Below are 25,253 nucleotides of genomic sequence, written 5' to 3'. Positions count from 1 at the left end.
AATGAAAAATTGCTATTTGAGTGGCTTGCATGAGGGTCTTTTTAACCTTTTGAGTAAGTTAAATAATGCCTAGAAAAATAGGTGCTAGGATAGGTATAAGCTTCCAAAAGTCATCAGTAGATAATCCACTAGCATCTGAGCGATGATAATTAACAGCATTAGGGCCATTAAGGAGAAATCAATAGGAGCATTTCTTAGTACCTTGGGCATATAGTGGCGAATAACCTCAAGTACAGGCTCTATAAGGGCACGTAGAAATGATTGGAAAGGGGATAAAGGGGCAACCCAACTCAGTATGGCATACATCAAACCTAACCAAAAAACACATGAAAAAAAGTTATGTAGAAAGAGGTATAAACCCTCAAAGGGTAACCATAGTAGGTTGGTATCTGTATTGTCAACCGTATCAGAAGAGAGGAGTAGCCTACTAATCAATGCTTGTAGCGTGCAAGTAATATAGGCAACAACAAGACTAGGGAAATCAATGTGATTGCTTGAGGAGATGATTTTGCGTACAGGTACAATAACAAAATCAGTGAGTTGGTAAATAAAGGTACAGTAGGGATTAAAAGCTGGAATACGTCGCCAAAAAATCCATGCTCGGATAAATAGAGTTGCACAAAATAAAGAGACAAATGTGGTGATAAGAAAATTAAGAATATTCGACATATCTGTGTTAAGTCAACAAATCAATGATGAATAAGTCTCTCATTGTACGTGATTTTCTTTCAATAAAAAACCACCTTAAGCAGGTTAAGGTGGTTTCATACAGATGCTACCAATTAAGGTCGGTGTGAGCCAGTTGGGAATGGCCAAGGATTTGGTGTGTCCACTTTCTTGCGAGCACTTGCCTTGGTAACAGTCGGTACAGCCTTAGCTGGAGTAGTACTTACTTCTTCTTGGCTGACTTCGACTTTTTTGCTGACTTTTTTGCTGGCTTTACCTCCTCTACAGCTGGGGTAGTTGCTGGAGTAGCAGACTCTTGAACAGGGGTTTCTGCTGCTTTAGCTGCAGGGGCTGTTTTGGCCTTAGCAGCAGTTGTTTTAGCAGCGGTTGTCTTTTTAGCAGCAGTTGTTTTAGCAGCAGTTGTTTTAGCAGCGGTTGTCTTTTTAGCAGCAGCTGTTGTTTTAGCAGCAGTTGTCTTTTTAGCAGCAGCTGTTGTTTTAGCAGCGGTTGTCTTTTTAGCAGCTGCAGTTGTTTTAGCTGCAGTTGTTTTTTTAGTAGCAGTTGTTTTTTTAGCAGCAGCTGTTGTTTTAGCAGCGGTTGTCTTTTTAGCAGCAGTTGTTTTAGCTGCAGTTGTTTTTTTAGTGGCAGTTGTTTTAGCAGCAGTTGCTTTTTTAGTGGCAGTTGTTTTAGCAGCAGTTGCTTTTTTAGTGGCAGTTGTTTTAGCAGCAGTTGCTTTTTTAGCAGTAGCAGTTGTTTTGGCAGCAGTTGCTTTTTTAGCAGTAGCAGTTGTTTTAGCAGCGGTTGCTTTTTTAGCAGTAGCAGTTGTTTTAGCAGCAGTTGCTTTTTTAGCTGTAGTTGTTTTAGCAGCAGTTGCTTTTTTAGCTGTAGTTGTTTTAGCAGCAGTTGCCTTTTTAGCTGTAGCAGTTGTTTTAGCTGTTGTTGCTTTTTTAGCCGTAGCTGTTGTTTTAGCAGCAGTCGCTTTTTTTGCTGCCGTTTTAGTAGAGGCTTTGGTTGAAGTAGCCTTAGCAGCTGCTTTCTTAGCAGTAGTTTTCTTTGTCGTAGTTTCAGCTTTTACTTCTTCTGTTTTTTTAGAAGAATTTTTTTTAGAGGCTGTCGCCATAATCAATCTCCTGAGATAGGGTCCCAATTTTCAATTTCTGTATTTGATTTATTCCCCACAAGGTGAGCGTGAGAAATACTTCAAATCAAACTGCCGGTAAGTGATAAATCTATACACTTACGCTTAAGTAGAAGATTACAACAAACTCACATGAAAATCACTAATTTTCTTTGTTGTTCAATCACTTACTTGCAAAAATAAGCATAAAACCAACAAAACATGATTCTTATAGCAAAAAAGTTTAATTCTTTTGAAAAAATATCTCATTAAGATTGAATGGAAAAATTCATTCAAGTTGCTTTTTTGTATCGAAAAAAAAGCTAACGTTTAAAAGAAAACGTTAGCTTATTGTATTATTGCAAAATCAACTCGCAGAAAATAATAGTGAGGAAAGAACGCCTGCTATGAACAGTATGGATGAACTTTCCTTTTGATGACTTGGTTGATTACAATGCAGCCTTTAAGCGGTTAAGCACAGTGTCTTTACCCAAAATCGCAAGCACATGATCAATAGCAGGTGTTTGCTTATGACCAGTGGCGAGTAAGCGCAGAGGGATGCCTAATGCTGGCATCTTAACACCATGCTTAGACAAGGTCTCTTTAATAACAACAGACAATGCTTCACTAGACCATTCTGGAAGTTGTTCTGCTGCTTGCATAAAGTCAGCAACAATAGTTTTGGCATCATCAGTAATAAACTGTTGAAGTAACGCTTCATCCGCTGCCTTGAACGGTGCGCAGAATAACATAGCTTCTTGAGCAAGTTGTTCCAATGTTTCTGCTCTCTCTTTAAAGAGAGATAGCACTGCCACTAAATCAACATTTTCGGTAGTTCCCCCTAATGCTTGGATACGAGGGGCAACATGTGCAACCAAGGCCTCATCACTAAGTTGTTTGATATAGTGTGCATTCACCCAATTAAGTTTTTTGGGATCCCACTGTGCAGCAGAACGCGAAAGATGGTTGCCATCAAACCATTCGATGATTTGTTCACGAGAGAAAATCTCATCATCTCCATGACTCCAACCTAGACGAGCAAGATAGTTAATCATGGCATCGGAAAGATAACCATCAGTATCATATTGCATTACACTCACAGCACCGTGACGTTTAGAGAGCTTTTGTCCATCAGGACCAAGAATCATTGGCAAATGTCCATATACAGGAATGGGAGCATTAAGTGCTTTAAGAATATTAATTTGGCGAGGGGTATTATTCACATGGTCATCACCACGAATGACATGTGTAATTTGCATATCCCAATCGTCAATAACCACGCAGAAATTGTAAGTGGGAGAACCATCTTGACGTGCAATAATGAGGTCATCTAATTCCTTGTTGTCAATGCTGATTGGACCTTTGAGCATATCATTCCAAGATACAGAACCCTCTGTAGGGTTTTTAAAACGTACTACAGGTTTGCGTCCTTCGGGAATGGGGGGCAGTACTTTACCTGGCTCAGGACGCCAAGTACCATCATATTTGGGTTTGAGACCTTTAGCCTTAGCGTCTTCCCTCATTTTCTCTACTTCTTCTGGTGTGCTATAACAATAGTAAGCGGTACCATCTTTAAGCATTTGAGCGATGACTTCTTTATAGCGGTCAAAGCGTTTGGTTTGATAAAAAGGACCTTCGTCATGGTCTAAGCCTAGCCACTTCATGCCGTCTAAAATCGCTTGTACAGCTTGTGGAGTAGAGCGTTCTAAATCAGTGTCCTCAATACGTAAAACAAAAACACCGTTGTTGTGACGGGCAAAAGCCCAAGAAAATAATGCGGTACGTGCACCACCTAGGTGTAGATAACCAGTAGGAGATGGTGCAAATCGAGTGCGAATGGTAGACATAAATTTAAAAAGAATAAATAAATCAAAAAGATAATCGGCTATAGCTCGTTTACAATATAGCCTAAACCAGTATATTTTAACTCAACTTGACAGAGAGTGCGCTAATGTTAAGACATCGTTTAGCTTCCTTTTTTGACCCTAAGTCTTTGATTGTCATTACTGACAAGGATTTGCCTATCTTACAAGAAGTTCCTCCTGCATTAGGTAAGCGAACAACGATATTGCACATTCAGGCGGGGCAGACGTTTGAACAAGTGGCTGATGAGATGCCTCTTTCAGAAGCAAAGGAACTCGCTCTCATTTGTGTCACTCCGTCGCTATTGCCTCAGGTATTGAACTATTTGGAATTCTCTCCTCCCAAGGCTTTGTTGATGCTAGCACCCAATACAGTAGATGTGGCTCCTAAAGAGACTAAAGCATTACTTCAACAATGGACATCTGACCATAAAGTCATGATGTTGGGGTCGCGCAGTTTTGGTGTTCAGCGACCTCATCTCAATCTAAACTTGAGCCGATCACCATTGGCTAAAGCAGGTAAGGTTGCCGTTGTATCTCAATCACGCATGCTGGTCATGTCGGTGCTGGATTGGGCATTAGACACCAATGTGGGGCTGTCTACAGTGGTGTCGTTGGGGGAAACACAAGACGTCGATATGCCTGAAATTATTGAGTATCTTGCCGGCGACCCTCGTACCGATAGTATTGCCTTGTATTTAGATAAATTTAGTAGTGGTCGAGAGTTGATCAGTGCCATTCGTATGGCGGCTAGTGTAAAACCTGTGGTGGTATTACGTGCTGGGCGTACGGATGACAAACTCATGGGAAGTGATCAGGTATTTGATGCGGCATTACGTCGTTCTGGAGCTGTGCGAGTCTCTTATTTTGTAGATTTATTCTCTACACTAAAAGCATTGTCGCATAAGCGCCGTCCCAAAGGGGGGCGTGTGGCGGTAATTGCCAATGGTCGTGCCCAAGCACAATTAATGATGGATGAGATGTTATCTAGTAGCCAGATTATGAAAAAGGCAGATTTCTCGCCATCAACAATGACAAAATTGACAGAGATTCTTGGAACTTCTAGTCTAGTGGAGAACCCCATTATCACTTATGAGTCCGTGACAGGAAATAAATTGATTGACTGCATCAAGGCTCTTCAAGAGGATGCAAATGTAGACGCTATTATGCCTATTCTTGCCCCAGATGATGCAACAGATATGAGTGATGTAGTGGAGCAGTTAGCGGCTTTTACCCCTAAGATGACTAAGCCTGTATTAAACACCTTGTTGGGTGAGTATTCGATGAAACCCCTGCGTAAAGTGATAGACCAATCTGGCTCTCCTGCTTTTCGTACGCCAGAGACTGCTTTGTCCGGTATGCATGCCCTTATTTCATACCACTATAACCAACAGCTTTTACAACAAATTCGCATTCCATTATTGGATATGGCAACACCAGATAGACAGGCTGGTATTGATTTAATTAATGGGGTACGTACTCAGCAACGTCGTCAGCTCACATCAGAAGAGGGACATCAATTATTGAAGTTTTATCATGCTGACATTCAGTGGGGAGAACATCAAGAAGATGAACAATATTCAGTGGAAGATGATATTCCAGCATTGAAAATCTTGGTAAAACGTGATCCAGTATTTGGTCCATGGATTTATTTTGGCGAAGGTGGGCATGAGGTTAAAATCCCTGAAAATGACAGAGGGTTAGATTTGCCACCGCTGAATGCTTACCTTGCTGCACAGCTTATAGAACGTAGTCGTCTTTATCAACAAGAATTACAAGTTTATGTAGAGCCTCCGATTTTCAAGAAGTTGCAAAAATTACTTGAGGTGGTGTCAGAGTTAGTCACTGATTTTCCTGGTATTGAGGAGCTGGAGATTAACCCAATTATTATTGGCTATCGTGACTTAAATGTACATGATATTCGTATTAAATTGACTGAGCAATTTATGCCTGATATGCCAGAGGAGACTGGGTATACACATATGGCGATTTATCCCTATCCAGACCATCTTATTGAGCATCATACCTTTAAAGATGGTCGTGAGTGGACATTGCGACCCATCCGTCCAGAAGATGCAGATCAGATGCAAGACTTTATTCGTGAGTTGTCTGATGAGTCACGTTACATGCGCTTTGTTTCTATGATGAAAGAACTTAGCCCCAAGATGCTGACTCGTTATACTTATGTGGATTACCATAAAGAGTTGGCGCTTGTGGCAACCACGACCATTCCAAACCCAGAAAATCGGGGTCTTCCCAAAGAAATTATTATTGGTTTAGCCCATTATCTACGTAATGCTGATGGAGTAGGTGCTGAGTATGCTTTAGTGATTGCCGATAATTGGCAAGGGCATGGTTTAGGACGCAAACTGATGTCAAAACTCTTAGAAGAGGCTAAAGACCAAGGGTTAGAGTATATTGAGGGTGTAGTGTTGGCAAATAATAAGCCGATGCTAGGTTTAATGACAGGACTGGGATTAATTAATGACATGGATCCAGAAGACCCAATGATGCGTCGCGTTTGGATGTCATTTAAATGAGTTTGTCATTGAGTTAGGCTATTATAGAGGCGTGGTGGATGTAGGAGTGTCATTGGATTTTGAGATGATATAGTGGAGCTTAATATATTGAGCACTCACTCATTACTAGATATGCTGCATTCACCTGTTGCTACATGTGTCTGGCATTTATCAGTTGCTATGTGTGCCGAGTACTCATTTATTGCTACAGGGTAATGATATTATAATTGCTGTAGGGCATGAAGGCAGCACTACTTAATCAAATAATAAGCAATGCTACCTCGTCAAATGACAGGAAGCAGACAGATATTAGTTGTTAAAGAGTAACGATTGATTTTGAAAATAAAAGACTATGAATACATTAACACAATTAAAAAAGTACACTACCATTGTGGTTGACAGTAGCGATTTAGATGCTGTAGAGCGTTTTCGACCATTGGATGCAACCACAAACCCATCTCTTATTACCGCCGCAGCAAAACAAGAAAGCAATAAGGCTTTGATTAATCAAGCATATCAACAGGCACAGCAAGAGTTTAGCGAGGGACTGTGTCCTGCATCATTAGCTGATTTAACACCGGCAGAAGCACTTATTGAGCGTACGATAGATATTTTAACAGTGAAGTTGGGAGTTGAAATTCTTAAGTACATTGAAGGTCGTGTTTCTACAGAAGTTGATGCTCGTTTATCCTTTAATACCGCAGCAACGGTACAAAAGGCCCATGAATTAATGGCGTTGTATCAGCAATTTGGTATTTCACGGGAACGCATACTGATTAAGATTGCTTCTACCTGGCAAGGAATTGAAGCTGCAAGAATGTTGGAAAAAGAGGGTATCCACTGCAATTTAACTTTATTATTTGGTATGCATCAGGCACAGGCTTGCGCTCAAGCAGGTGTGACACTTATTTCTCCTTTTGTAGGTCGTATCCTAGATTGGTATAAGAAAGCTGAGAATAAGGATAGCTATCCGATAGAGCAAGACCCTGGGGTATTATCTGTGCGCAAGATTTACACTTACTACAAACAACAAGGTATTCGTACGCAGGTAATGGGGGCTAGCTTTCGTTCTACAGACCAAGTACTAGCATTAGCAGGATGTGATTTATTAACCATATCTCCGCAACTTTTACAACAACTGCAGCAACTCAATCTTGAGGTCACTCCTTGCTTATCGGAAGCGTTGGCACAGTCTGCTCCATCAGTGGATTTGCCTGTGTTGAACGAGGCAGCTTTTTATCAAGCATTAGATGCTGACTTAATGGCTTCACAACTGCTCCAAGTCGGTATTGATGGATTTATTGTGGCACGTGACCAATTAGCAGAGTTGTTAAAGAACTCCTTTGTTCTGTAGACTGTTTGATTGGCACTGTAGCTGAGTCAGATTAATACCTATTTGGCAAGCACTGTAACTGAATCAGATTAATATGTATTTAGCAAGTACTGCGGCTGAGTCCATTAAATGGGTGGCACGGTTAGATTTGCCAGCGCCAAAATAAGCAAAAGGCTATGTTGTGTACATAGCCTTTGTTATAGAGGTTTTTTAATGAAGATGGAGCAGTGCTACTCCAAATAATCCGCTGGTGGTGTATCAAAACGACGCAAAATATCCAACAAACCTTGTGACCATTGGGAGCGAATATTATGAAAATAGGGATCGTTTTCTGTGAGGCGTTTGCCCTTGGGTATTTTTAAACTGTCATTGTGATAAACCATCAAGTCCATAGGAAAACCTACAGATAAGTTAGAGCGTACTGTTGAGTCAAAAGACACCAACACTGCACGTACAGCATCATTAATATCACTTTCATAATGAATAGCACGGTCTAGAATAGGTTTACCGTATTTGCTTTCACCAATCTGGAAAAAAGGGGTATCACGAGTAGCATAGATGCTGTTGCCTTCGTTATAAATCATGTAAAGGCGAGGACCATGCCCTTTGATTTGACCTGCGAGTAAGAATGTACTGCCAAAGCCATTGCTATCTTGTGACATACCCGATTTGTGACGAGTCTGTTTAGCAATTTCGGTAGCATAGTTACCTATCATGTCTGCTGCTTCAGACAGTGAAGGGATGTTAAGAAGGTGCATGCCCTCATCGTGTCGAATATCGCGTCTTAGTCGGTTTACAACGGCTTGTGAGGTGGCGAGATTACCTGCTGTCATCAGAATAATGACACGCTCACCTTCAACGCCAAAAGTATACATTTTTTTGAATACAGAAATATGGTCAAGCCCAGCATTGGTACGTGTATCACTTGCAAGTACCATACCGTCTTTAAGAAGTACACCGACGCAGTACGTCATGGATTATCCTTTGAGGTAGTTATTGATCCGACTGTACCTGCACATGATAATCCATTCGTTCGGGTCCCCCGCCAACACGAACCCCACGTACAGGAGCAGCATCATTATAATCTAATCCTACTGCAATTTGTACATGAAGAGAGGGAGTAAATATTTGATTGCTCACATCAAAAACATACCATTTACCATCCAAATAGGCTTCGGCCCAGGCATGACTAGCAAGGTGATGAGTTGAATCGGTGTACAGATAACCTGACACATAACGGGTGGGTACTCCAAATGCTCTAGCCCCTGCTAGAAAAACATGAGTATGGTCTTGGCAAACTCCTTTGCCTAGGATAAAAGCATCAGCAGCCGATGTGCTGACAGTGGTACTGCCAGGGGTATAAGGCATGCGGGCAAGAATATCCGCACTGTAATTTTCTAATGCTTCGCGTGTAATACCTTGTGCCAAATGAGTTTCTGCTAAAGCACGAATCTGTCCAGTGCAACGAGTTAATGGAGTATCACGTAAAAACAAAGCAGCGGGGGTGCGATTGTCTTCAATATATTCACGGCTTTCATCAATTTCAACCTCTCCATCAGCTTGAATAATCAAGCTATCATGCGGTTCGTGAATACTCATAAGCGTGCAAAAATTACCATAACCGTCAAAAAATTCACTACCAAGGTGAGGAACAGTCAGGCACCAAGATAAGACTTTTTGCCCAGCAAACGTTTGTGGAGTAACTCGTAGTAGTTGAATGCTACGTTTGGCTGGGGTGTCATAACTATAACGTGTTTCGTGGTGAATCGTTATCTTCATACGCCATCCTCAAAGAGTTCGTTGACACGGTCTAACCAGCGACGAAATTCTTGTACGTCCATGTTAAATACCATGGCTTGTGCTGGTTGTTTGAGTTCGTCCCATGCTGTGTTGTTGGGTAGTCCTGTGGCGACGAGTGCAAGTTGCCGGAAATGTCCTGGATTGCTATCACCAAAACGAATATGCTCATCCAAGGTCTCAACCGCATCTCCAAGTTGCCAAAAAAGACTTACCATCGGCTCCTGAGCTTGCATGGCCATATGGCATGCTTGTAGCTGAAAGCATGCTGCTCGTTGACTGCCTGCTTGACGTAATCGATTAACTGTATTGAATAAATCATAAGCATCCTGATCAATTACTCCACGCACTGTTTGCACATTATCGTTTACTCGCTCAAAGTATTGCGGTAATTCATGTGTACGCATATGTGTGGCTAAATCATCTAGCTTATTATCTTGAATATCCAGTCCCATCGCGTTGACATAGGTCTGTGCGGTGACTCCCTCACGCCCAAAAAAACGTTGATATAAACGAACTGTGCGTTGCATATAACGACCTAACCAGAATAAGTCGCCTGCTGTGGATAAGAGTAATGTCATACAGCACCTCGTTGATCAGTAGTCATCGTATCATTACGTAAAATCCAAGTATCCTTAACACCACCTCCTTGAGAGGAGTTCACTACAAGAGAACCCTCCCGCATGGCCACACGGGTTAAACCTCCTGCCGATAAGCGTACCTTGTTTGGAGAAGACAGTACAAAAGGACGCAAGTCAATGTGACGAGGAGCAATACCTTCTTCCACACAAGTAGGGCATGTAGAAAGGGCTAGGGTTGGTTGGGCAATAAAGTCTTCCGGTGCTGCAATGATGCGTTGACGATAGTTTTCAATTTCTTCTTTAGTTGCTTTGGGGCCAATTAGCATCCCATATCCCCCCGATCCTTGAGCCTCTTTGACAACCAAATCCTCTAGGTGTGCCAATACATAGGCTAAGTCATCAGGTTTACGGCAAATCCATGTTGGGACGTTATGTAAAATGGGTTCCTCACCAAGGTAGAAGCGAATCATTTCTCCAACATAAGGATAGATGGATTTATCATCTGCCACCCCTGTGCCTGGTGCATTGGCAATCATCACATTGCCTGCACGATAAGCTGCCATCAAACCTGGTACCCCTAGGATAGAGTCTGCACGGAAAGCAAGAGGATCAAGAAAGGCGTCATCAAGCCGGCGGTAAATAATATCGACTTTTTGACGTCCTTGGACAGTGCGGACATAGACCTGACTATTTTCGACATAAAGGTCATACCCATGCACGAGAGCAGCTCCCATTTCACGGGCAAGAAAAGCATGCTCATAGTAAGCACTGTTGTAACGTCCTGGGGTTAGTACGACAATATAAGGGTTTTCAATGCCGCAGCATTCAATAAGACTTTCACGCAGCATTTTGGGGTAACCATTGACGGGGAGTACGTTGTTGGTGTCTAGCACTCCTTCCAGCAGTCGCTCACTTACATAGCGACTTTCAATCATATAAGAAACCCCAGACGGAGTACGCAAATTATCTTCTAGTACATAATACTCACCGTCGCTGTGGCGAATTAAATCAATCCCACTGATATGGGCATAAATGGGATTTGGTAGTTGAATATTCATCATCCAAGGCTCATATCCATCATTGACTAGAACCTGTTCAAGAGGAATTAGTCCGGCACGAATAATATCGCGGTTATGGTAGATGTCGTGGATAAAGGCATTAAGGGCACGGATACGCTGTGAACAGCCTTCTTCGAGTTTTTGCCACTCTGTTTGGGTGATGATGCGGGGAATGATGTCAACAGGGATGACACGTTCGGTATTGTTGGCATCGCTATAGACAGTAAATGTCACGCCCTTGCGGTAGAACATGGTGAGGGCTTGTTGATTAAGCGTCTCAAGCTTATCTACCCCATTTTGTTGTAACCATGCCGCCACTTCTTGATAAGCAGGACGTACGCTACCATCGCTAGTATACATTTCATTATAGAAAGTGGTCGTACTCACTATGAAATCCCTCCTTATAGAATAAGGTATGTGCGATTGTGTTTAATCAATCATACACGAGAAATATAGTGACACCCTACAGGCGATATAAAAACAACAAGAAACGGGGATAAATGCCTAAAACGAGATAAAAATTTTATACGAATTGCACTAAAATGGTGCTATTAACGTGATAATGCAAAATCACTTAATAACAATGCTTGAATAGAATGTACACGGATATCCACATAGCCAGGACGTCCATCATAGGTGGCACTAAAAGGGGTGTGCGGATGGTAAATATGGGCACATTGCATACCTAGGCGTTTGGCCGCTTTGAGATTTTTTAATGTGTCTTCAACAAGCACAACTTGGCGGGCCGGTGTCTGTAATTCATGTAACAGGCTTTTGAATAAAAGGGTTGATGGTTTAGGGTGATAATCACCACGCAAGTACATCTGGTCAATGGCACAAATTCCAGCAAAACAATGCTCAATCCCTAGTGTTTGTAAGACTTGGCGAGCGTAGCCATAAGGGGCATTCGTTAAGACATACTTAATGCCAGGTACACGGGTTAGGAGGTATGCTAAACGAGGTTCATGCTTAACATACTTAGGAATATCAAAATCATGGCTGAGATGCAGAAACTCCAGGGGGTCTACACCATGATGCCTATGCATACCAATCATTGTGGCTCCGTAGCGTTCCCAATAGCGTTGACGTAATTGAGTGGCTTCGTTATAGTCAATGTGTAAAGATTGCATCACTGCTCGTGTCATGCTTTTGTCGATTTGAGAAAAAACGGCATGAGAAGCATCATGCAAGGTATTATCTAAATCAAAAAGCCAGACTTTTTGTGTGTTGTGTAGAGGGTTTTTATAAGGAAGTGGCTGAATAAGACGAGGCATTTTGGGTAATTACAGCTCAATGATGTTAAAAGATATAAATTAGTTGTGCTAAGGAGGCTGTTGCTTAAAGTAACACCCAGCCTTTTATGATGAGAAAGCTGGGTGAGAGTAGGTTAGTTAAGATGCCGTAATCATTGTACCTACACCATCATCGGTGAGAATCTCTAGCAATAGACAATGAGGTACACGACCATCTACGATATGTACAGAGTTGACACCACTACGTGCTGCCTCTAATGCCGAAGAAATCTTGGGTAGCATACCGCCTGTAATGGTACCATCTGCAAATAACTCGTCAATAGTGACAGCTGAGAGACGACGTAGTAAATTGCCATTTTTATCAAGTACACCAGGGATGTTAGTCATAAGTAATAACTTTTCAGCCATTAGTACTTCAGCAACTTTACCAGCTACCAAGTCAGCATTAATGTTGTATACCGAATTTTCTTCGTAGTTAAAACCAATTGGTGAAATCACAGGGATAAATTGATCCTCAATAACTGCTTTTAACACAGCAGGGTCTACAGATGTAATATCCCCAACAAAGCCAATATCAAGAGGTTGGTCTGGATTCTCTTTGTTAGGCATGAGCTTTTTCTTGGCTTGAATAAGTCCGCCATCTTTACCAGTAAGACCAATCGCCTTGCCACCTGCTTGGTTAATCATCATGACAATGTCTTGTTGTACTTGACCACCTAGCACCCATTCAACCACTTCCATAGTATCGGCATCAGTGACACGCATCCCTTGGATAAAAGTACCTTCTTTACCAAGTCGCTTCAATGCGGCGTCAATTTGTGGACCACCACCGTGTACAACAATAGGATTAAGACCAATAAGTTTAAGCAACACAATATCGTGGGCAAAACTTTTTTGAAGACTTTCCTCAATCATTGCATTTCCACCATATTTGACGACCACAGTTTTGCCATGGAATCGTTTGATATAGGGTAAAGACTCTGCAATAATGCTGGCCTTAATCGCAGGGCTAACTGGTTTATCACTCATGGCAAAACTCCTAGTTCTGTGCAAGTGTTTTTTCTAAAGTCTGAATAAATTCTTGTTCATCATAGTTGGCAATATAACGTTTTACAATATTGCCTTGACGATCAAGTAAAAAAGCGACAGGCGTGAAACGAATACCACCAAATTGTTTTGCAAGCTCACCCGTTTTGTCATAAGCAATAGTGAATGGTAATTGGTATTTCTCACTGAATTTCTGGATGGCATCTGGATTGTCATAGCTCATTGCCACTGCAACAGTATCAAAGCCTTTATCTTTATATTCATTGTAGTGTTTGATTGTGTCAGGCATTTGAGCAATGCAAGTGGTGCAAGTGGTTGCCCAGAATTTAACAAGCACAACCTTACCTTTGAGGTCTGCTGAAGTAATTGTTTTACCTTCTAGTGTGTGATAGGTTGCTGATTGTGCCTCACCTTGAGAAGGGAAAAACATGAAAAATCCGGCAGCAATCACTACAACTAATGCTGTAATAGCAGCAATCATTTTATTCATGAGAAATACCTATATCCATTAATTTTTAAGGTTTATTAATCTTTAAGTGGTGCAGTTTGCATGCCTGTGCTAGAACTGGTAGTACTTGTGGAAGAGTTATAGGCACCAGACGAGCCAGTCGAACTACTTGTGCTATTGGTTGATGTAATAATATCGAATACCTTAACAACACGTACAACACCAGCTACAGAGGCGGCTGTTTGAGCTGCTAAATCCCCTTCTTGTTGAGTGACATTACCCATAAGGTAGACCACTCCTTGGGAGGTAGTAATAGAAATTGTGCGTGAAGGGATATTCTTGGTAAATAGTAATTCACTCCGCACTTTAGAAGAAATCCAAGAGTCGCGTGAACGAGTGCTAAAAGGAGCTGGTTGACCAATCATTAATTCATTGACAACCTCTTTCACATCTTTGACTCCACGTGCAATTTGACCTGCTTTCTCTTTGTCCGCTTGGTTTGCGACCTCACCAGTGAGTAATACACGTTGGTTCATAGAAGTAGCATTGACACGGAGTGTATCGGCATTGAGTTGAGATTTAATATTACTTTCCACAGAGACCACGATAGTTTTATCGGTGAGTTGCATACCTGCGGTACGGCGATCAGATACAATGAGTCCAGCAGCGGCGGCACCACCTAGAACAAGAGAGGTAATACATCCAGATAATAGAGTGCTACCAACAAGTGCAGCAATAATCACAGGGCGGAAAGCTGTTTTCATACTAAAAGTCTCCCAATAAGAAAGCATCAAGCCCGTCACATAGAATATGCAACAATAAAATATGAATTTCTTGAATACGCATGGTGCGGTCATGTGGAACACATAAATGAACATCGTCTGGAAGTAGGATGTCATTCAATGCTCCGCCTTTTTTGCCACTTAGGGCAATCACTCTCATACCACGGTCGTGTGCAGCATGGATGGCCTTAAGCACATTAGCAGAATTCCCACTGGTAGTGATAGCTACGAGTAAATCACCGGGCATACCCAGTGCTTGCACCTGACGCTCAAATACCACATCAAAACTGTAGTCGTTGCCCACTGCAGTGAGAATCGATGTATCTGTATTAAGTGCTACCCCAGCAAGAGGGATACGATCTCTTTCAAAACGGCCCACTAATTCTGCAATAAAGTGCTGTGCATCAGCAGCAGAGCCACCATTGCCACAAGCCAGCACCTTGTTACCTTGGTTAATGGTATCTACAAGTATATGAGTTGCTTGTGCTAACGGCTCTTGCAATTGTTGGGTGCTATGTTGTAGTGATGTTGCTGCATCATCAAAATGAAGAGAAATTCTGTCTTTTAAATCCATTCCTGTCCGTCGTAATAAAACGCAATAGCTAGTAGTATAACCTTGACAGCCTTCCTATTTGGGAAAAATGCCTTATTATGCAAATTATGTTGTTTCAATACCTAACAGTTACCTCAATATGTGATATTTTTTAACCATAATTTCTCAGTGCTATCGCCATGAATGCATACAGCATCAAAACGGCAGGGTGGTGTTATGCCGCAAAAGAAGCGTTGAGTTAAAAAGGGGAGAAAATAATAAGCAGTTCGCTGTAATTTACGGTATTTGGTAGGTGTAATGCTAGCGATTGCTCCTCCAAATTGATGACTACGTCGATAACGTACCTCTACAAATACCAGAGTTTGCCCATCTTGCATGACTAAATCAATTTCTCCCATTCGACAAGAGAGATTTTGTGCTAGTAGTACTAAATTTTGTGCAAGAAGAAAGTCCAGTGCCATTTGTTCGTAAGAAAACCCCTTTTCTTGACGTGCGGAATGGTGGTGCTTGACGGTTTGTGATAGACAGTCCCCAGCAGGGATAGATGATATTTTGTGGGGGGGTGCTTTTTGAGAGGCATGTCGTCGTTTTATAGGTTTGAGCAAATTAAATCGAATATCCATAGGTTTTTTGCGATAATAAGAGCTTCTTATATTTTTACGTAATAGGGTAGTTATGTCGATAGGAGCTGGACAATTTCATCCACTATTGGAAAGAGTGACAGAAGATTTACAGCGGCAATATTGGCCCGAAGGAGTGCTGTATATTGTGGCAACTCCTATTGGTAATCTGTGCGATATGACTTGGCGGGCATGGTATATCTTGCAAATGGTCGATGTGATTGCCTGTGAAGATACTCGCTCCTCTAAAAGTCTACTCAATAGCTATGGCATTACTACACCATTGATGGCAGCACATCAGCATAACGAAGCGGAAGCCGCTCAACACATTGTGCAACGGTTACAGTCTGGGCAACGTGTTGCACTTATTTCAGATGCAGGAGCTCCGGCAGTAAGTGATCCAGGGGGAAAATTAGTGGCATTGGTACGCCAAGCAGGTTTTGAGGTAAGACCAATTCCTGGTGCTTCTGCTGTGATTACTGCATTGATGGGTAGTGGTATGACAAGCGATGAAAATCCTGGATTTATCTTTGCTGGATTTGTTCCTCCCAAGTCACATGCTCGTCAACAGTGGTTGCAACAATGGCAAAATAGCACCTTATCCGTGGTTATGTTTGAGTCACCACACCGCATCGTTGATAGTATCAAAGATATGCTGTCTACCTATGGAGCAGAGCGGGTGGTAGTGTTGGCTAGAGAGCTTACCAAGCGATTTGAACAGATGGTTTCTTTGCCACTTGGGGAGTTATTAATATGGATTCAAGAGGATGACCACCGTCAAAAAGGGGAGTTTGTGTTAATTCTCAGCCCCATGCAAGAGATACAGAATGAGGATAATGCAGAGCTGGATAAATTATTGAGTACTATGTTGGCTCATATTTCGCTCAAGGATGCCGTTAAAATCACTACACAACTTACACAGTTACCAAAGGATAGAGTATATAGTCGAGCCTTAGCTTTAAAAGAAGAGGGGTAGTCTATATGGGGCAAAAGCAAAACGGACTGTGTGTACACAGTCCGTATGATAGGGGTGATAAATAATTAAAGATATTTATCGGTAAAGATTATTAAAAACTAATTAACCTCGGTTATCTGTAATCAATTCAATCGTAACCTTGTCAGCACCCTTTTTATCAATACCTAGTTTTTTAGCCGCACCATACGATAGGTCAATAACACGGTTTTTGTGGAACGGTCCACGATCAGTGATTCTGACAACAATACTTTTGCCTGTTGAGACACGAGTCACTTTAACCATACTATTGAGCGGCAATTCTTTATGTGCTGCTGTAAGAGCATACTGATTAAATCGCTCACCATTAGAGGATTTTTTGCCATGAAATCCTGGGCCATACCAAGAGGCGACCCCCGTTTGTGAAAATTCCTTAATACTAGCAAAAGGGACATAACGTTTACCGTTGACTGTATAGGCTTTACCTCGTCGGGTGTGCGAGGATTCTACACGTAGTTTAGGGGCATTGTCCTTTTTGAGGGTAGAGTTATCAGTCGAGCTAGTCGTACTGCCCGATGATAAATCCGTCTCTGCCTGCTCAGACAAGTATGTATCATCATCATTGAACTTTTCGTCCAACGATTTGCTCCCCCAGTTCTCGGTAGGAGATTCAGGGAAAATACCATTTACTGTAATACGGTATGCTGCTGTTGTAGTGCGTTTAGGCACAGTGGACTCAGAGGAAGTTTCTGAATTAGCTGTGCTAGAAGCTGACGCTTGTGCTGCTTGAGTCATAGAACCAGCAGAAGAAGGAGTCACTTCTGAAGTCATCGAAGGTGCGCTAGTCGCTGCCTCGGCGATTGATGGAGAAAACAACACCTCAATCATGGCAACAAGCGCAAGTAAAAAATGTCTCATCATACTTTATCGCTATAAAACTGTGCTTGTGCACGATGTCGCACGCGTAAAGGTCGGTGATAACTGAAACGTTTGGCCAATTCTTCGGCCACATAAACAGAGCGGTGCTTACCGCCTGTACAACCAATGGCTACTGTCAAGTAGCTACGCGTGTCCTGCATATAATAAGGAAGCCATTTTTGGATATATGCAGTAATATCGTTAATCAACTCATTGACGCTATCAAAGCTAGATAGCCAATCCGCTACAGGTAAATCACGCCCAGTGAGGGGCTTAAGTTCAGGATCGTAATGAGGGTTAGGTAGACATCTTACATCAAAAACTAAATCTGCGCTACTTGGAACGCCCTTTTTGAATGCAAAAGATTCAAACGTTAGTAAGATTTCTCCCATTTCTACTTCACTTAACTCTCTTACCCAGGCTCTTAATTGGCTGGGTGTGAGGTCAGAAGTATCAATAACATGCTCTGTTTGACGCAAAGGGGCTAATAATTCTTTTTCGTAATCAATACATTCTTCCAGAGATGGAGTAGTACCTGTTAGTTGCTTGATTCGTAGTGTCAGGGGGTGGGCACGACGAGACTCAGAATAACGGTGTAATAAGGTATCTGTACGAGCTTCTAAGAAAATTACCTTGATAGGAACACCCTGTGCACGCAGACCACAGATAATCTCTGGCATGTTTTGTATATCTCCGTGAGAGCGTGCATCAATAGCGACGGCAATTTTATCTAAATTGTCATTTAGGGCGTTGTTAATGTATTCATGTAATAAAGGCACTGGTAAATTGTCTACACAGTTATAGGTCAAGTCCTCTAATTGCCGTAAGGCGACAGACTTGCCAGAACCAGAAATACCAGTAATAAGAACAACGGACCTTTGCATAATGATAACCTAAATTTTGTTAGTGCTATTAGACACCTATTAGAGATGAATATCCACGTGGTGTGACCATTTAAAATGGATTTCATCTGGCAAAAAACAGTGCTGTCATCAAACATACTGTATGGACATTAGCATATCATCCATTCCATACTTAAAATATGACAAATGAACGCACAAGTTGCATCAACAGTATATGAATACGAGAGCCAATAGGTAGTACTATAAACGACTGTTTTCTAGAATAGCCCTAGATTGACGTTCCATAAATTCACTCAAGGTATCAATACCTCGCAATTTTAAAATCGTATTACGAACAGCTGCCTCTACCAGCACTGCTAGGTTGCGACCAGCTGCTACTTGTAACATAACACGACGTACAGGAATACCGAGAATATCCTGCATCTGGTCTTGGATAGGCAAACGTTCAAACTTCTCATTGTTGGCTCGGACGAGGTGTACAATCAGTTTAAGACTCATCTTGCGACGGACAGAAGTTTCGCCAAAAATTGTACGAATGTCCAATAGACCTAAGCCTCGAACCTCTAATAAATTACGCAGTAATTCAGGACATTGTCCCTCAATGAGGGTAGGTGCAGTGCGAGAAAACTCTACTGCATCGTCGGCAACCAAACCATGTCCTCGAGAAATTAGCTCTAGCGCTAATTCGCTTTTCCCCAGACCAGATTCACCTGTAATAAGCACGCCCAACCCAAGCACATCAAGAAATACCCCATGAATTGTTGTGGTAGGGGCATAGCGTCGAGCTAAATAAACACGCAATACCTCAATCACTCTGGCAGAGTTTGCAGGAGAGGAGAGAAGGGGAATCTTACTGCGTTGACAGAAATTGAGAATGTTCTGTGGAGCTTCAATACTTTCGGCAATGATGATAGCAGGAACACTCCCTTCAGCAAGGTTAACAAGAGCACGCTCTTGTTGGGCTGGTGCGAGACGAGAGAAAAAATCAATTTCCTCCTGACCAAAGACCTGGATACGTGCTGGGTGAATCATGTTTAGATGACCGACCAAGTCAGCGGCATCGCCAGTGGACTCTGGTAAGGGTCTTGCAGCTGCTACCTGTCCAGCTTTCCATACAAATTTCAGCGTTTCATCATTGTCGTCAATTAATTCTTGGAGAGGTAGCATAGTCATCTGGAGGTTAAAAATAATAAAGCCAACGTGAATACACATTGGCTTAATGTTAGGCGGTTAATAAAGAATAGATCGCTTGAGGGTCGGTATTTGTCAATAATTGCTGACGAGTACCCTCATCAGAGAGCTTTTGGGCAATGCTTGCCAACAAATCTAAGTGCTGTTGTGTTGCACTCTCGGGGACAAGAAGACAGACCAAAAGCTGTACATTTTGACCATCAGGGGCATCAAAAGGGATAGGGGTGGCAAGTCGGACAAAAGCGGCATGAGCATGCTCTAGTTTAGGAATACGCCCATGAGGTATTGCAACACCATGCCCTAAAGCAGTAGAGCCTAGTCGCTCACGAGAGAATAATCCATCAAATACTGTAGAGCGAGCGATACCCTGATTATTTTCAAAAAGAAGGGCAACTTGTTCAAAAGCTCGTTTCTTGCTGGTAGCATTTACATCTAAAAGGATGTTTTCGAGCGACAAAATAGAAGATAATTGATTCATACTTGCGATTATAAGATGAATTTCTAATTCGGAAATCAGTTATAAAGGGCATTCATCATGTTTAGGGAAAGCAAGCATTATATGAATTTTAATGGGCTTGTTCAATCCAATCATGGTTTATTGCTTATAAAACTCACTTCACTTATTGACCCGATACCATACAAGACAGTATCGGGTTACGAGATAGACAGTTATTAAGCTGTGATATGTTTAGCTGCTGTGTTAGAAAAACTCTTTTGTTTTTCTTTGTGTTTAAGCACTAAACGGTCTGTTTTATCCACGAGCAAGTCAATTGCAGCGTATAAATTATCATCAGCTGATTCTGCATGAATATCCTTACCGGGAACTCTCAATGTCACCTCAGCCCTTTGTTTGATAGGCTCTTTAGAGAGGATGACTTGGACATCAATGACATTATCTATATGGCGCAATACGCGAGCAAGTTTGGTCTCAACGTATTCTTTAATCGCTGGAGTTATATCAAGATGGTGACCAGAGATATTTAAATTCATATGGATACTCCTTTTCATCTAAAGTGTCAGAAAATTCTGACGCAGTAGCAGGCTTATGACTATAGTTGATGCCTGCTTACCTCTAGTGTATACCGTTTTTGAATTTAATCAATAGATAATTACATTATTCCTGTGAGATTAAGGGTAATAACCTATAAAAGATTACATTCTGAAGTGCTCACCTAAATAGACTTTACGCACATCAGGATTTTGGATAATATCATCAGGAGCACCATCAGTGAGCACTGTGCCTTCGGAAATAATATAGGCCCTATCACAGATGCCAAGAGTTTCACGGACATTGTGGTCGGTAATGAGTACGCCAATATTGCGTTCTTTGAGGAAGCGTACAATGCGTTGAATTTCAATGACTGCAATAGGGTCTACTCCAGCAAAAGGTTCATCTAGTAAGATAAATCTAGGGTGGGTGGCCAGCGCACGAGCAATTTCGACACGACGACGTTCACCACCAGAGAGTGATAAGGCTTGATTTTTGCGGATATGTGTAATCTGCAACTCAGTAAGCAACTTTTCAAGTTCTTCATCAATTTGATGTTTACTAAGACGTTTACCTGTTTCTGGGTTTTCTTGTAATTCTAATACCGCACGGATATTTTGCTCCACCGTCAGACGACGGAAAATAGAGGCATCTTGCGGTAAATAAGATAAACCAATATGGGCTCGACGATGGATAGGCAAGGCGGTGATATTATGACCGTCAATCTCGATACGCCCTGAATCAGCAGGGACAAGGCCCACAATCATATAAAAGCTAGTTGTTTTACCAGCTCCATTAGGCCCCAGTAAACCAACCACCTCACCACTAGAGACTTCTAGAGTGACATCTTGCACTACAGTACGTTTACCATAAGTCTTACGTAGACCTACAGCTTGAAGTTTTCCTAAAGTATCTGACATATTATTTCTTTTGAATACTAGATGGCATTGGCTTGCCATGATATTTCTGGCGACATTCCTCTACTGCATTGTCGGTTTTAGAACGAGCCTGTACCACGGATCTGACACGACTTTGAGAACCTTTAGCCCCTCCTTCTGCATAATAGGTATTATTTTTGTTGTTATAAGTCACAATATTACCGCGTAGGGTATCCATAGGTTTACCACATACACGACGGATAAGTACAGATTGACCGATGAGACGAACAATACCTGTTTCTCCATTATAGGTGGCACTGTTGCCCTCGGCATAAATGGTTTCGTAGTTTTCAGGGCGTTCTTCTAGAATGGTAACTTTTTTACCTTTGGAGACGGTAGCTGTACCATGTTGAAAACCTTTTTCGTCTTCTCTGACTTGTAACTCATCTGCCGTGAGGCGCATGAGTCCTCGCGTTAAAATGACGTTGCCCTTGAATACGCTAGTTTTAGCTACATCATCATAGTTTAATGTATCAGATAACACTACTGTCTCTGGGTCTTCAGCTGGCTTTGTTTGGGCTGTCACACACAAGGGTAGGCCGAGCAATAGTACACTGAGCAACAAGCGAGTCTTCATTTATTAGAGCCTTTTTTCGATTGATTAACGTCTTTAGGTGAAATAACCACGTCTGAATTAGAGAAAACTTCTAAACGACGAGTTTTGTTATTGTAAAGCATTCCCTTGCCTTTCATGCGAGAATTACCTTGTTGTACATCAGCTGGTTTGTCTGTTTTGATAATATCTTCTTGGGGAAGTACAGTTAGTTCTTCACTACGCACATCAAGAGCCGAAGTATCTTCACTAGGATAGCGATGGATATGTGCATCCCCCTGCAGGAGAATATAGTCCCCCTTGTCTCGTAGAATAGCCTTGTTGGCACTTGCTGTCATACGAGGCATATTAGGCCGTAGACTGATTAGGTGAGCATTGTCCGCTTCTACAGAGTCATCATCTGGGTAGTGTCGCAGAGTATCTCCGGTCAGGCGATTCGTTGCACGCCCTTGTGCATCGGTGTTAATCATGATAAAAGGACCTGACATGGCATTGGGTTCGTGGCGAATGACGACAGGAGGATCTGTTGGTACAGCATGTTGTACATAGCCAGCAGCCCACCATGTGGTAATCACGAGAGCAACAAGAAGAAAGAGGGCGGTAAAAGCAGGGAGACGATCTTTCATGGGAATACTTATTGAATAGCAACACCTCGAACAAGTAGGCTTCCTTGCAAGAAAGGACCTAGTAGACCTTGAGATGCAAGGATGACATCAGCCAGTTCTCTGGCTGCACCATATCCGCCTTGTACAGTTGTTACCCAATGTGCTGCTTGTTGAATATAGGCAGGTGCATGAGGTACGCTGACAGCCAGCCCAACCTTTTGCATGGCTTGTAAATCGATAATATCATCCCCGATATAAGCAATTTGATCAAGTTGTAGATTGGTGTCATTTGCAATTGTGGTGATAAGTTGAGCTTTATCACGTGCATCTTGATAGACAAGGGCAATGCCAAGGTCGGCAGCACGGCGAGTGACAATAGGACCGCTACGACCAGTGATGAGGACAACTTTAATGCCACTCTGCTTTAACATTTTTAAACCATGCCCGTCCAGTGCATTGAAACGTTTTAATTGCTCGCCTGCCTCATTGTAGAAAAGAGAACCGTCTGTTAATACACCATCTACATCAAAAGCGACAAGACGGATATTTTGGGCACGCTGACGGATAGACTCAGGAATCTTAGAGAGAATCAAGGATTCAGCAGGGTGTAAAATTTTATTTAACATAAATATATCCCTTCAAATGACCTTTGCTGTCATAAGGTCATGCATATGTAGTGCACCGACGATATGTCCTGAAGTATCAGTGACCAACATATGTGATAACCTGGATTGCTCCATTTGGCTAGCAGCATCAACGGCCAATGCACTGTTTAAAATCGTTTTGGGTGATGGTGTCATCACCTCTCCCATGCTAAAAGGTCGAATGTCACCGTGTTTTTGGATAAGACGACGCAAATCCCCATCGGTAAAAATACCTATGGGTTTGTGAGAAGCATCAGCAATGATGGTCATCCCCATGCGCTTGGCGGACATCACCTCAAGGGCTTGTGTAAGTGGGGTGTCTACAGAGACAATAGGCAAATCATCTCCTTGGCGCATCACATCCTGCACATGAGTCAGCAAACGCCGCCCCAACGCCCCTCCTGGATGAGACCGGGCAAAATCAGAAGCCCCAAAATTGCGTGCCTCTAAACAAGCCACAGCCAAGGCATCACCTAATGCGAGAGTTGCTGTTGTGCTGGCAGTCGGTGCTAGACCCAATGGACATGCTTCTCGAGTCACATGGACATCCAAAAAAACATCGCAGAGCTTGGCTAAGTCGGACTGCTTATCACCACATATAGCGATAATTTTAGAACCTAATCGCTTGACCACTGGCAAAATGGTCGATAATTCATTGGATTGACCGGAATAGGAAATAGCCATCACAACATCGTCGCCAGTAATCATGCCCAAATCACCATGTACTGCTTCAGCAGAGTGGACAAAGAAAGCAGGCGATCCAGTAGAGGCAAGAGTGGCAGCAATTTTATGTCCAATATGCCCTGATTTACCAATGCCTGTGACTACTACTCGCCCTTTGCAAGCGAGCAACAACCCGACCGCATGGACGAACGACTCCCCAAGATGCTCTGCCAAAGTGGAGAGAGTCTCTGCCTCAGTAATAATTGTCTGTCGACCAGATTTTAGATAAGGATGTTCTCTTTGCATGGCTATATTTTAATGTAAGCCTAGCAGAAATTGCAGTGATTAGGAGTATATTGAAAAAAGTTCTTTCCTATTAGGTGTTAATGAAGATGTGATGGAAAGAAAAGCCGTGCTGATGTTTATTAAGTTGGAAAAACATACGGAGATATATGTGGAGATGAGGGGGTGAAAATATTGTTAGGACAACACAGATATGGGTCATGTAAGGGTTATAACGGAGGGGTTATAACAGGAGGCTGTACAAAGGTGGCAGAGGCTGTAACTGGAGTGCTGTATAAGGGGGAGGGAGGTAAATTTGGAAAATTGTTGGGGTCACACAGAGGTGGGGCATGTAAGGGCGAATTTGGAAAGATTGCGGTGTTATTAGCAAAACTTTTTGCTTGGGTCGTTATAATGTGGGGTTGGTATTTTCTTTTTCTTTAGGTTTATCATGCAGCAATACAATCCGCTAGAAATCGTTCGTCAATCTATCCGTACTATTCATGATTGGCCTAAGCCAGGGGTGGACTTTCGTGATATTACCCCAGTATTACAAGATCCGCGATGCTTTAGAATGTTGATTGATATTTTTATTTCACGTTATATGCGTCAAGGTTTAGATTTAGTGGCAGGTGTGGATGCTCGCGGATTTATTATAGGTAGTGTAATCGCGTATGAGTTGAACCTAGGTTTTGTACCTATCCGCAAAAAAGGAAAACTTCCTTTTGAGACAGTAGGAGAGGACTATAATCTAGAATATGGTAGTGCGACGGTAGAAATTCATACTGATGCCGTTAAGCCTGGGCAACGCATCTTGCTAATTGATGATTTAATTGCTACAGGTGGTACCATGTTGGCGGCTAGTCGCTTGTTGCGCCGTTTGGGGGCTAATGTAGTTGAGGCAGCAGCAATTATTGACTTGCCAGCTCTTGGGGGATCAAAACTTATTCGTGAGAGTGGGTTAAATGTGAAGACTTTATATGAATTTTAGGGATACGTCCTCTGTTTCGATGGGATTAT

The 25,253-nt window shown here is 42.2% G+C and carries 28 protein-coding genes; 6 read left to right on the top strand and 22 right to left on the bottom strand.

Features of this window, described 5'->3' with window-relative positions; all coding sequences use genetic code 11:
* Positions 1-84 precede the first annotated feature (84 nt).
* Positions 85-669: a YggT family protein gene (locus HKX40_RS07355; protein WP_171588930.1), complete on the bottom strand. Its 585-nt coding sequence runs from the start codon at positions 667-669 to the stop codon at positions 85-87.
* A gap of 156 nt (positions 670-825) precedes the next feature.
* Here HKX40_RS07355 and HKX40_RS07350 point away from each other — a divergent pair, with 156 nt between their 5' ends.
* Positions 826-963, top strand: coding sequence for a hypothetical protein (locus HKX40_RS07350; protein ID WP_171588929.1), 138 nt, complete (start codon positions 826-828; stop codon positions 961-963).
* A gap of 59 nt (positions 964-1,022) precedes the next feature.
* Positions 1,023-1,805, top strand: a complete 783-nt coding sequence (locus tag HKX40_RS07345) for a hypothetical protein (RefSeq protein ID WP_171588928.1) — start codon at positions 1,023-1,025, stop codon at positions 1,803-1,805.
* 427 nt (positions 1,806-2,232) lie between these two features.
* Here the strand turns inward: HKX40_RS07345 and gltX are convergent, their stop codons facing one another.
* Positions 2,233-3,630: a glutamate--tRNA ligase gene (gene gltX / locus HKX40_RS07340; protein WP_171588927.1), complete on the bottom strand. Its 1,398-nt coding sequence runs from the start codon at positions 3,628-3,630 to the stop codon at positions 2,233-2,235.
* 104 nt (positions 3,631-3,734) lie between these two features.
* On the opposite strand from gltX, the gene HKX40_RS07335 reads away from it, so the two are divergent.
* A complete protein-coding gene (locus tag HKX40_RS07335) occupies positions 3,735-6,185 on the top strand; it encodes a bifunctional acetate--CoA ligase family protein/GNAT family N-acetyltransferase (protein ID WP_171588926.1) in 2,451 nt (816 codons plus the stop codon).
* A gap of 331 nt (positions 6,186-6,516) precedes the next feature.
* Entirely contained in the window at positions 6,517-7,518 is a 1,002-nt protein-coding gene (gene tal / locus HKX40_RS07330) for a transaldolase (RefSeq protein ID WP_171588925.1), read from the top strand.
* A 209-nt stretch (positions 7,519-7,727) separates the two neighbouring features.
* Here the strand turns inward: tal and HKX40_RS07325 are convergent, their stop codons facing one another.
* From HKX40_RS07325 to HKX40_RS07280, 10 genes are all read right to left on the bottom strand, one after another.
* Positions 7,728-8,471, bottom strand: a complete 744-nt coding sequence (locus HKX40_RS07325) for a proteasome-type protease (RefSeq protein WP_171588924.1) — start codon at positions 8,469-8,471, stop codon at positions 7,728-7,730.
* A gap of 19 nt (positions 8,472-8,490) precedes the next feature.
* The gene (locus HKX40_RS07320) at positions 8,491-9,276 is read right to left on the bottom strand and encodes a transglutaminase family protein (RefSeq protein WP_171588923.1); all 786 of its coding nucleotides are present in this window, start codon (positions 9,274-9,276) and stop codon (positions 8,491-8,493) included.
* Positions 9,273-9,875 (bottom strand): hypothetical protein, encoded by a 603-nt coding sequence (locus HKX40_RS07315; RefSeq protein ID WP_171588922.1) that lies wholly within the window; start codon positions 9,873-9,875, stop codon positions 9,273-9,275. Before HKX40_RS07315 ends, HKX40_RS07320 begins: the two co-directional genes overlap by 4 nt.
* The gene (locus HKX40_RS07310) at positions 9,872-11,293 is read right to left on the bottom strand and encodes a circularly permuted type 2 ATP-grasp protein (RefSeq protein ID WP_171589006.1); all 1,422 of its coding nucleotides are present in this window, start codon (positions 11,291-11,293) and stop codon (positions 9,872-9,874) included. Before HKX40_RS07310 ends, HKX40_RS07315 begins: the two co-directional genes overlap by 4 nt.
* A gap of 191 nt (positions 11,294-11,484) precedes the next feature.
* Positions 11,485-12,207: a pyrimidine 5'-nucleotidase gene (locus tag HKX40_RS07305; protein ID WP_171588921.1), complete on the bottom strand. Its 723-nt coding sequence runs from the start codon at positions 12,205-12,207 to the stop codon at positions 11,485-11,487.
* A gap of 117 nt (positions 12,208-12,324) precedes the next feature.
* Positions 12,325-13,215: an acetylglutamate kinase gene (argB, locus tag HKX40_RS07300; RefSeq protein ID WP_171588920.1), complete on the bottom strand. Its 891-nt coding sequence runs from the start codon at positions 13,213-13,215 to the stop codon at positions 12,325-12,327.
* 10 nt (positions 13,216-13,225) lie between these two features.
* Positions 13,226-13,723: a peroxiredoxin family protein gene (locus tag HKX40_RS07295; protein ID WP_171588919.1), complete on the bottom strand. Its 498-nt coding sequence runs from the start codon at positions 13,721-13,723 to the stop codon at positions 13,226-13,228.
* Between the two features lie 35 nt (positions 13,724-13,758).
* Positions 13,759-14,445 (bottom strand): BON domain-containing protein, encoded by a 687-nt coding sequence (locus HKX40_RS07290; protein WP_171588918.1) that lies wholly within the window; start codon positions 14,443-14,445, stop codon positions 13,759-13,761.
* A gap of 1 nt (position 14,446) precedes the next feature.
* A complete protein-coding gene (locus tag HKX40_RS07285) occupies positions 14,447-15,037 on the bottom strand; it encodes a phosphoheptose isomerase (protein ID WP_171588916.1) in 591 nt (196 codons plus the stop codon).
* A gap of 113 nt (positions 15,038-15,150) precedes the next feature.
* A complete protein-coding gene (locus HKX40_RS07280; RefSeq protein ID WP_171588915.1) occupies positions 15,151-15,639 on the bottom strand; it encodes a YraN family protein in 489 nt (162 codons plus the stop codon).
* Positions 15,640-15,691: 52 nt separating this feature from the next.
* On the opposite strand from HKX40_RS07280, the gene rsmI reads away from it, so the two are divergent.
* Positions 15,692-16,612 (top strand): 16S rRNA (cytidine(1402)-2'-O)-methyltransferase, encoded by a 921-nt coding sequence (rsmI, locus tag HKX40_RS07275; protein WP_171588913.1) that lies wholly within the window; start codon positions 15,692-15,694, stop codon positions 16,610-16,612.
* A gap of 102 nt (positions 16,613-16,714) precedes the next feature.
* Here rsmI and HKX40_RS07270 read toward each other — a convergent pair whose 3' ends face one another.
* From HKX40_RS07270 to HKX40_RS07225, 10 genes are all read right to left on the bottom strand, one after another.
* Positions 16,715-17,509, bottom strand: a complete 795-nt coding sequence (locus HKX40_RS07270; protein WP_246233634.1) for a septal ring lytic transglycosylase RlpA family protein — start codon at positions 17,507-17,509, stop codon at positions 16,715-16,717.
* A complete protein-coding gene (rapZ, locus tag HKX40_RS07265; protein ID WP_171588912.1) occupies positions 17,506-18,390 on the bottom strand; it encodes an RNase adapter RapZ in 885 nt (294 codons plus the stop codon). Before rapZ ends, HKX40_RS07270 begins: the two co-directional genes overlap by 4 nt.
* Before the next feature lie 219 nt (positions 18,391-18,609).
* On the bottom strand, positions 18,610-19,536 hold the full coding sequence (gene hprK / locus HKX40_RS07260) for an HPr(Ser) kinase/phosphatase (protein WP_171589004.1): 927 nt from the start codon (positions 19,534-19,536) through the stop codon (positions 18,610-18,612).
* A 55-nt stretch (positions 19,537-19,591) separates the two neighbouring features.
* Entirely contained in the window at positions 19,592-20,038 is a 447-nt protein-coding gene (gene ptsN, locus HKX40_RS07255; RefSeq protein WP_171588911.1) for a PTS IIA-like nitrogen regulatory protein PtsN, read from the bottom strand.
* 194 nt (positions 20,039-20,232) lie between these two features.
* Positions 20,233-20,550 carry a ribosome hibernation-promoting factor, HPF/YfiA family gene (hpf, locus tag HKX40_RS07250; RefSeq protein ID WP_171588910.1) on the bottom strand — a complete coding sequence of 106 codons (318 nt, stop codon included), beginning with the start codon at positions 20,548-20,550 and terminating at the stop codon, positions 20,233-20,235.
* A gap of 162 nt (positions 20,551-20,712) precedes the next feature.
* The gene (gene lptB, locus HKX40_RS07245) at positions 20,713-21,468 is read right to left on the bottom strand and encodes an LPS export ABC transporter ATP-binding protein (protein ID WP_246233632.1); all 756 of its coding nucleotides are present in this window, start codon (positions 21,466-21,468) and stop codon (positions 20,713-20,715) included.
* 1 nt (position 21,469) lies between these two features.
* Positions 21,470-22,063, bottom strand: coding sequence for a lipopolysaccharide transport periplasmic protein LptA (gene lptA / locus HKX40_RS07240; RefSeq protein ID WP_171588908.1), 594 nt, complete (start codon positions 22,061-22,063; stop codon positions 21,470-21,472).
* On the bottom strand, positions 22,060-22,665 hold the full coding sequence (lptC, locus tag HKX40_RS07235; protein WP_171588907.1) for an LPS export ABC transporter periplasmic protein LptC: 606 nt from the start codon (positions 22,663-22,665) through the stop codon (positions 22,060-22,062). Before lptC ends, lptA begins: the two co-directional genes overlap by 4 nt.
* Before the next feature lie 8 nt (positions 22,666-22,673).
* Positions 22,674-23,270, bottom strand: a complete 597-nt coding sequence (locus tag HKX40_RS07230; RefSeq protein WP_171588906.1) for a KdsC family phosphatase — start codon at positions 23,268-23,270, stop codon at positions 22,674-22,676.
* Positions 23,271-23,282: 12 nt separating this feature from the next.
* Positions 23,283-24,257, bottom strand: coding sequence for a KpsF/GutQ family sugar-phosphate isomerase (locus HKX40_RS07225; RefSeq protein WP_171588905.1), 975 nt, complete (start codon positions 24,255-24,257; stop codon positions 23,283-23,285).
* A gap of 427 nt (positions 24,258-24,684) precedes the next feature.
* On the opposite strand from HKX40_RS07225, the gene HKX40_RS07220 reads away from it, so the two are divergent.
* Positions 24,685-25,224, top strand: coding sequence for an adenine phosphoribosyltransferase (locus HKX40_RS07220; protein ID WP_171588904.1), 540 nt, complete (start codon positions 24,685-24,687; stop codon positions 25,222-25,224).
* The last annotated feature ends 29 nt before the right edge of the window (positions 25,225-25,253 follow it).

This window comes from Pelistega europaea (assembly GCF_013133775.1).
Classification (GTDB): Bacteria; Pseudomonadota; Gammaproteobacteria; order Burkholderiales; family Burkholderiaceae_B; genus Taylorella; species Taylorella europaea.
The sequence above is the reverse complement of the archived record's forward strand: the minus strand, read 5'-3'. Positions and strand labels throughout refer to the sequence as shown.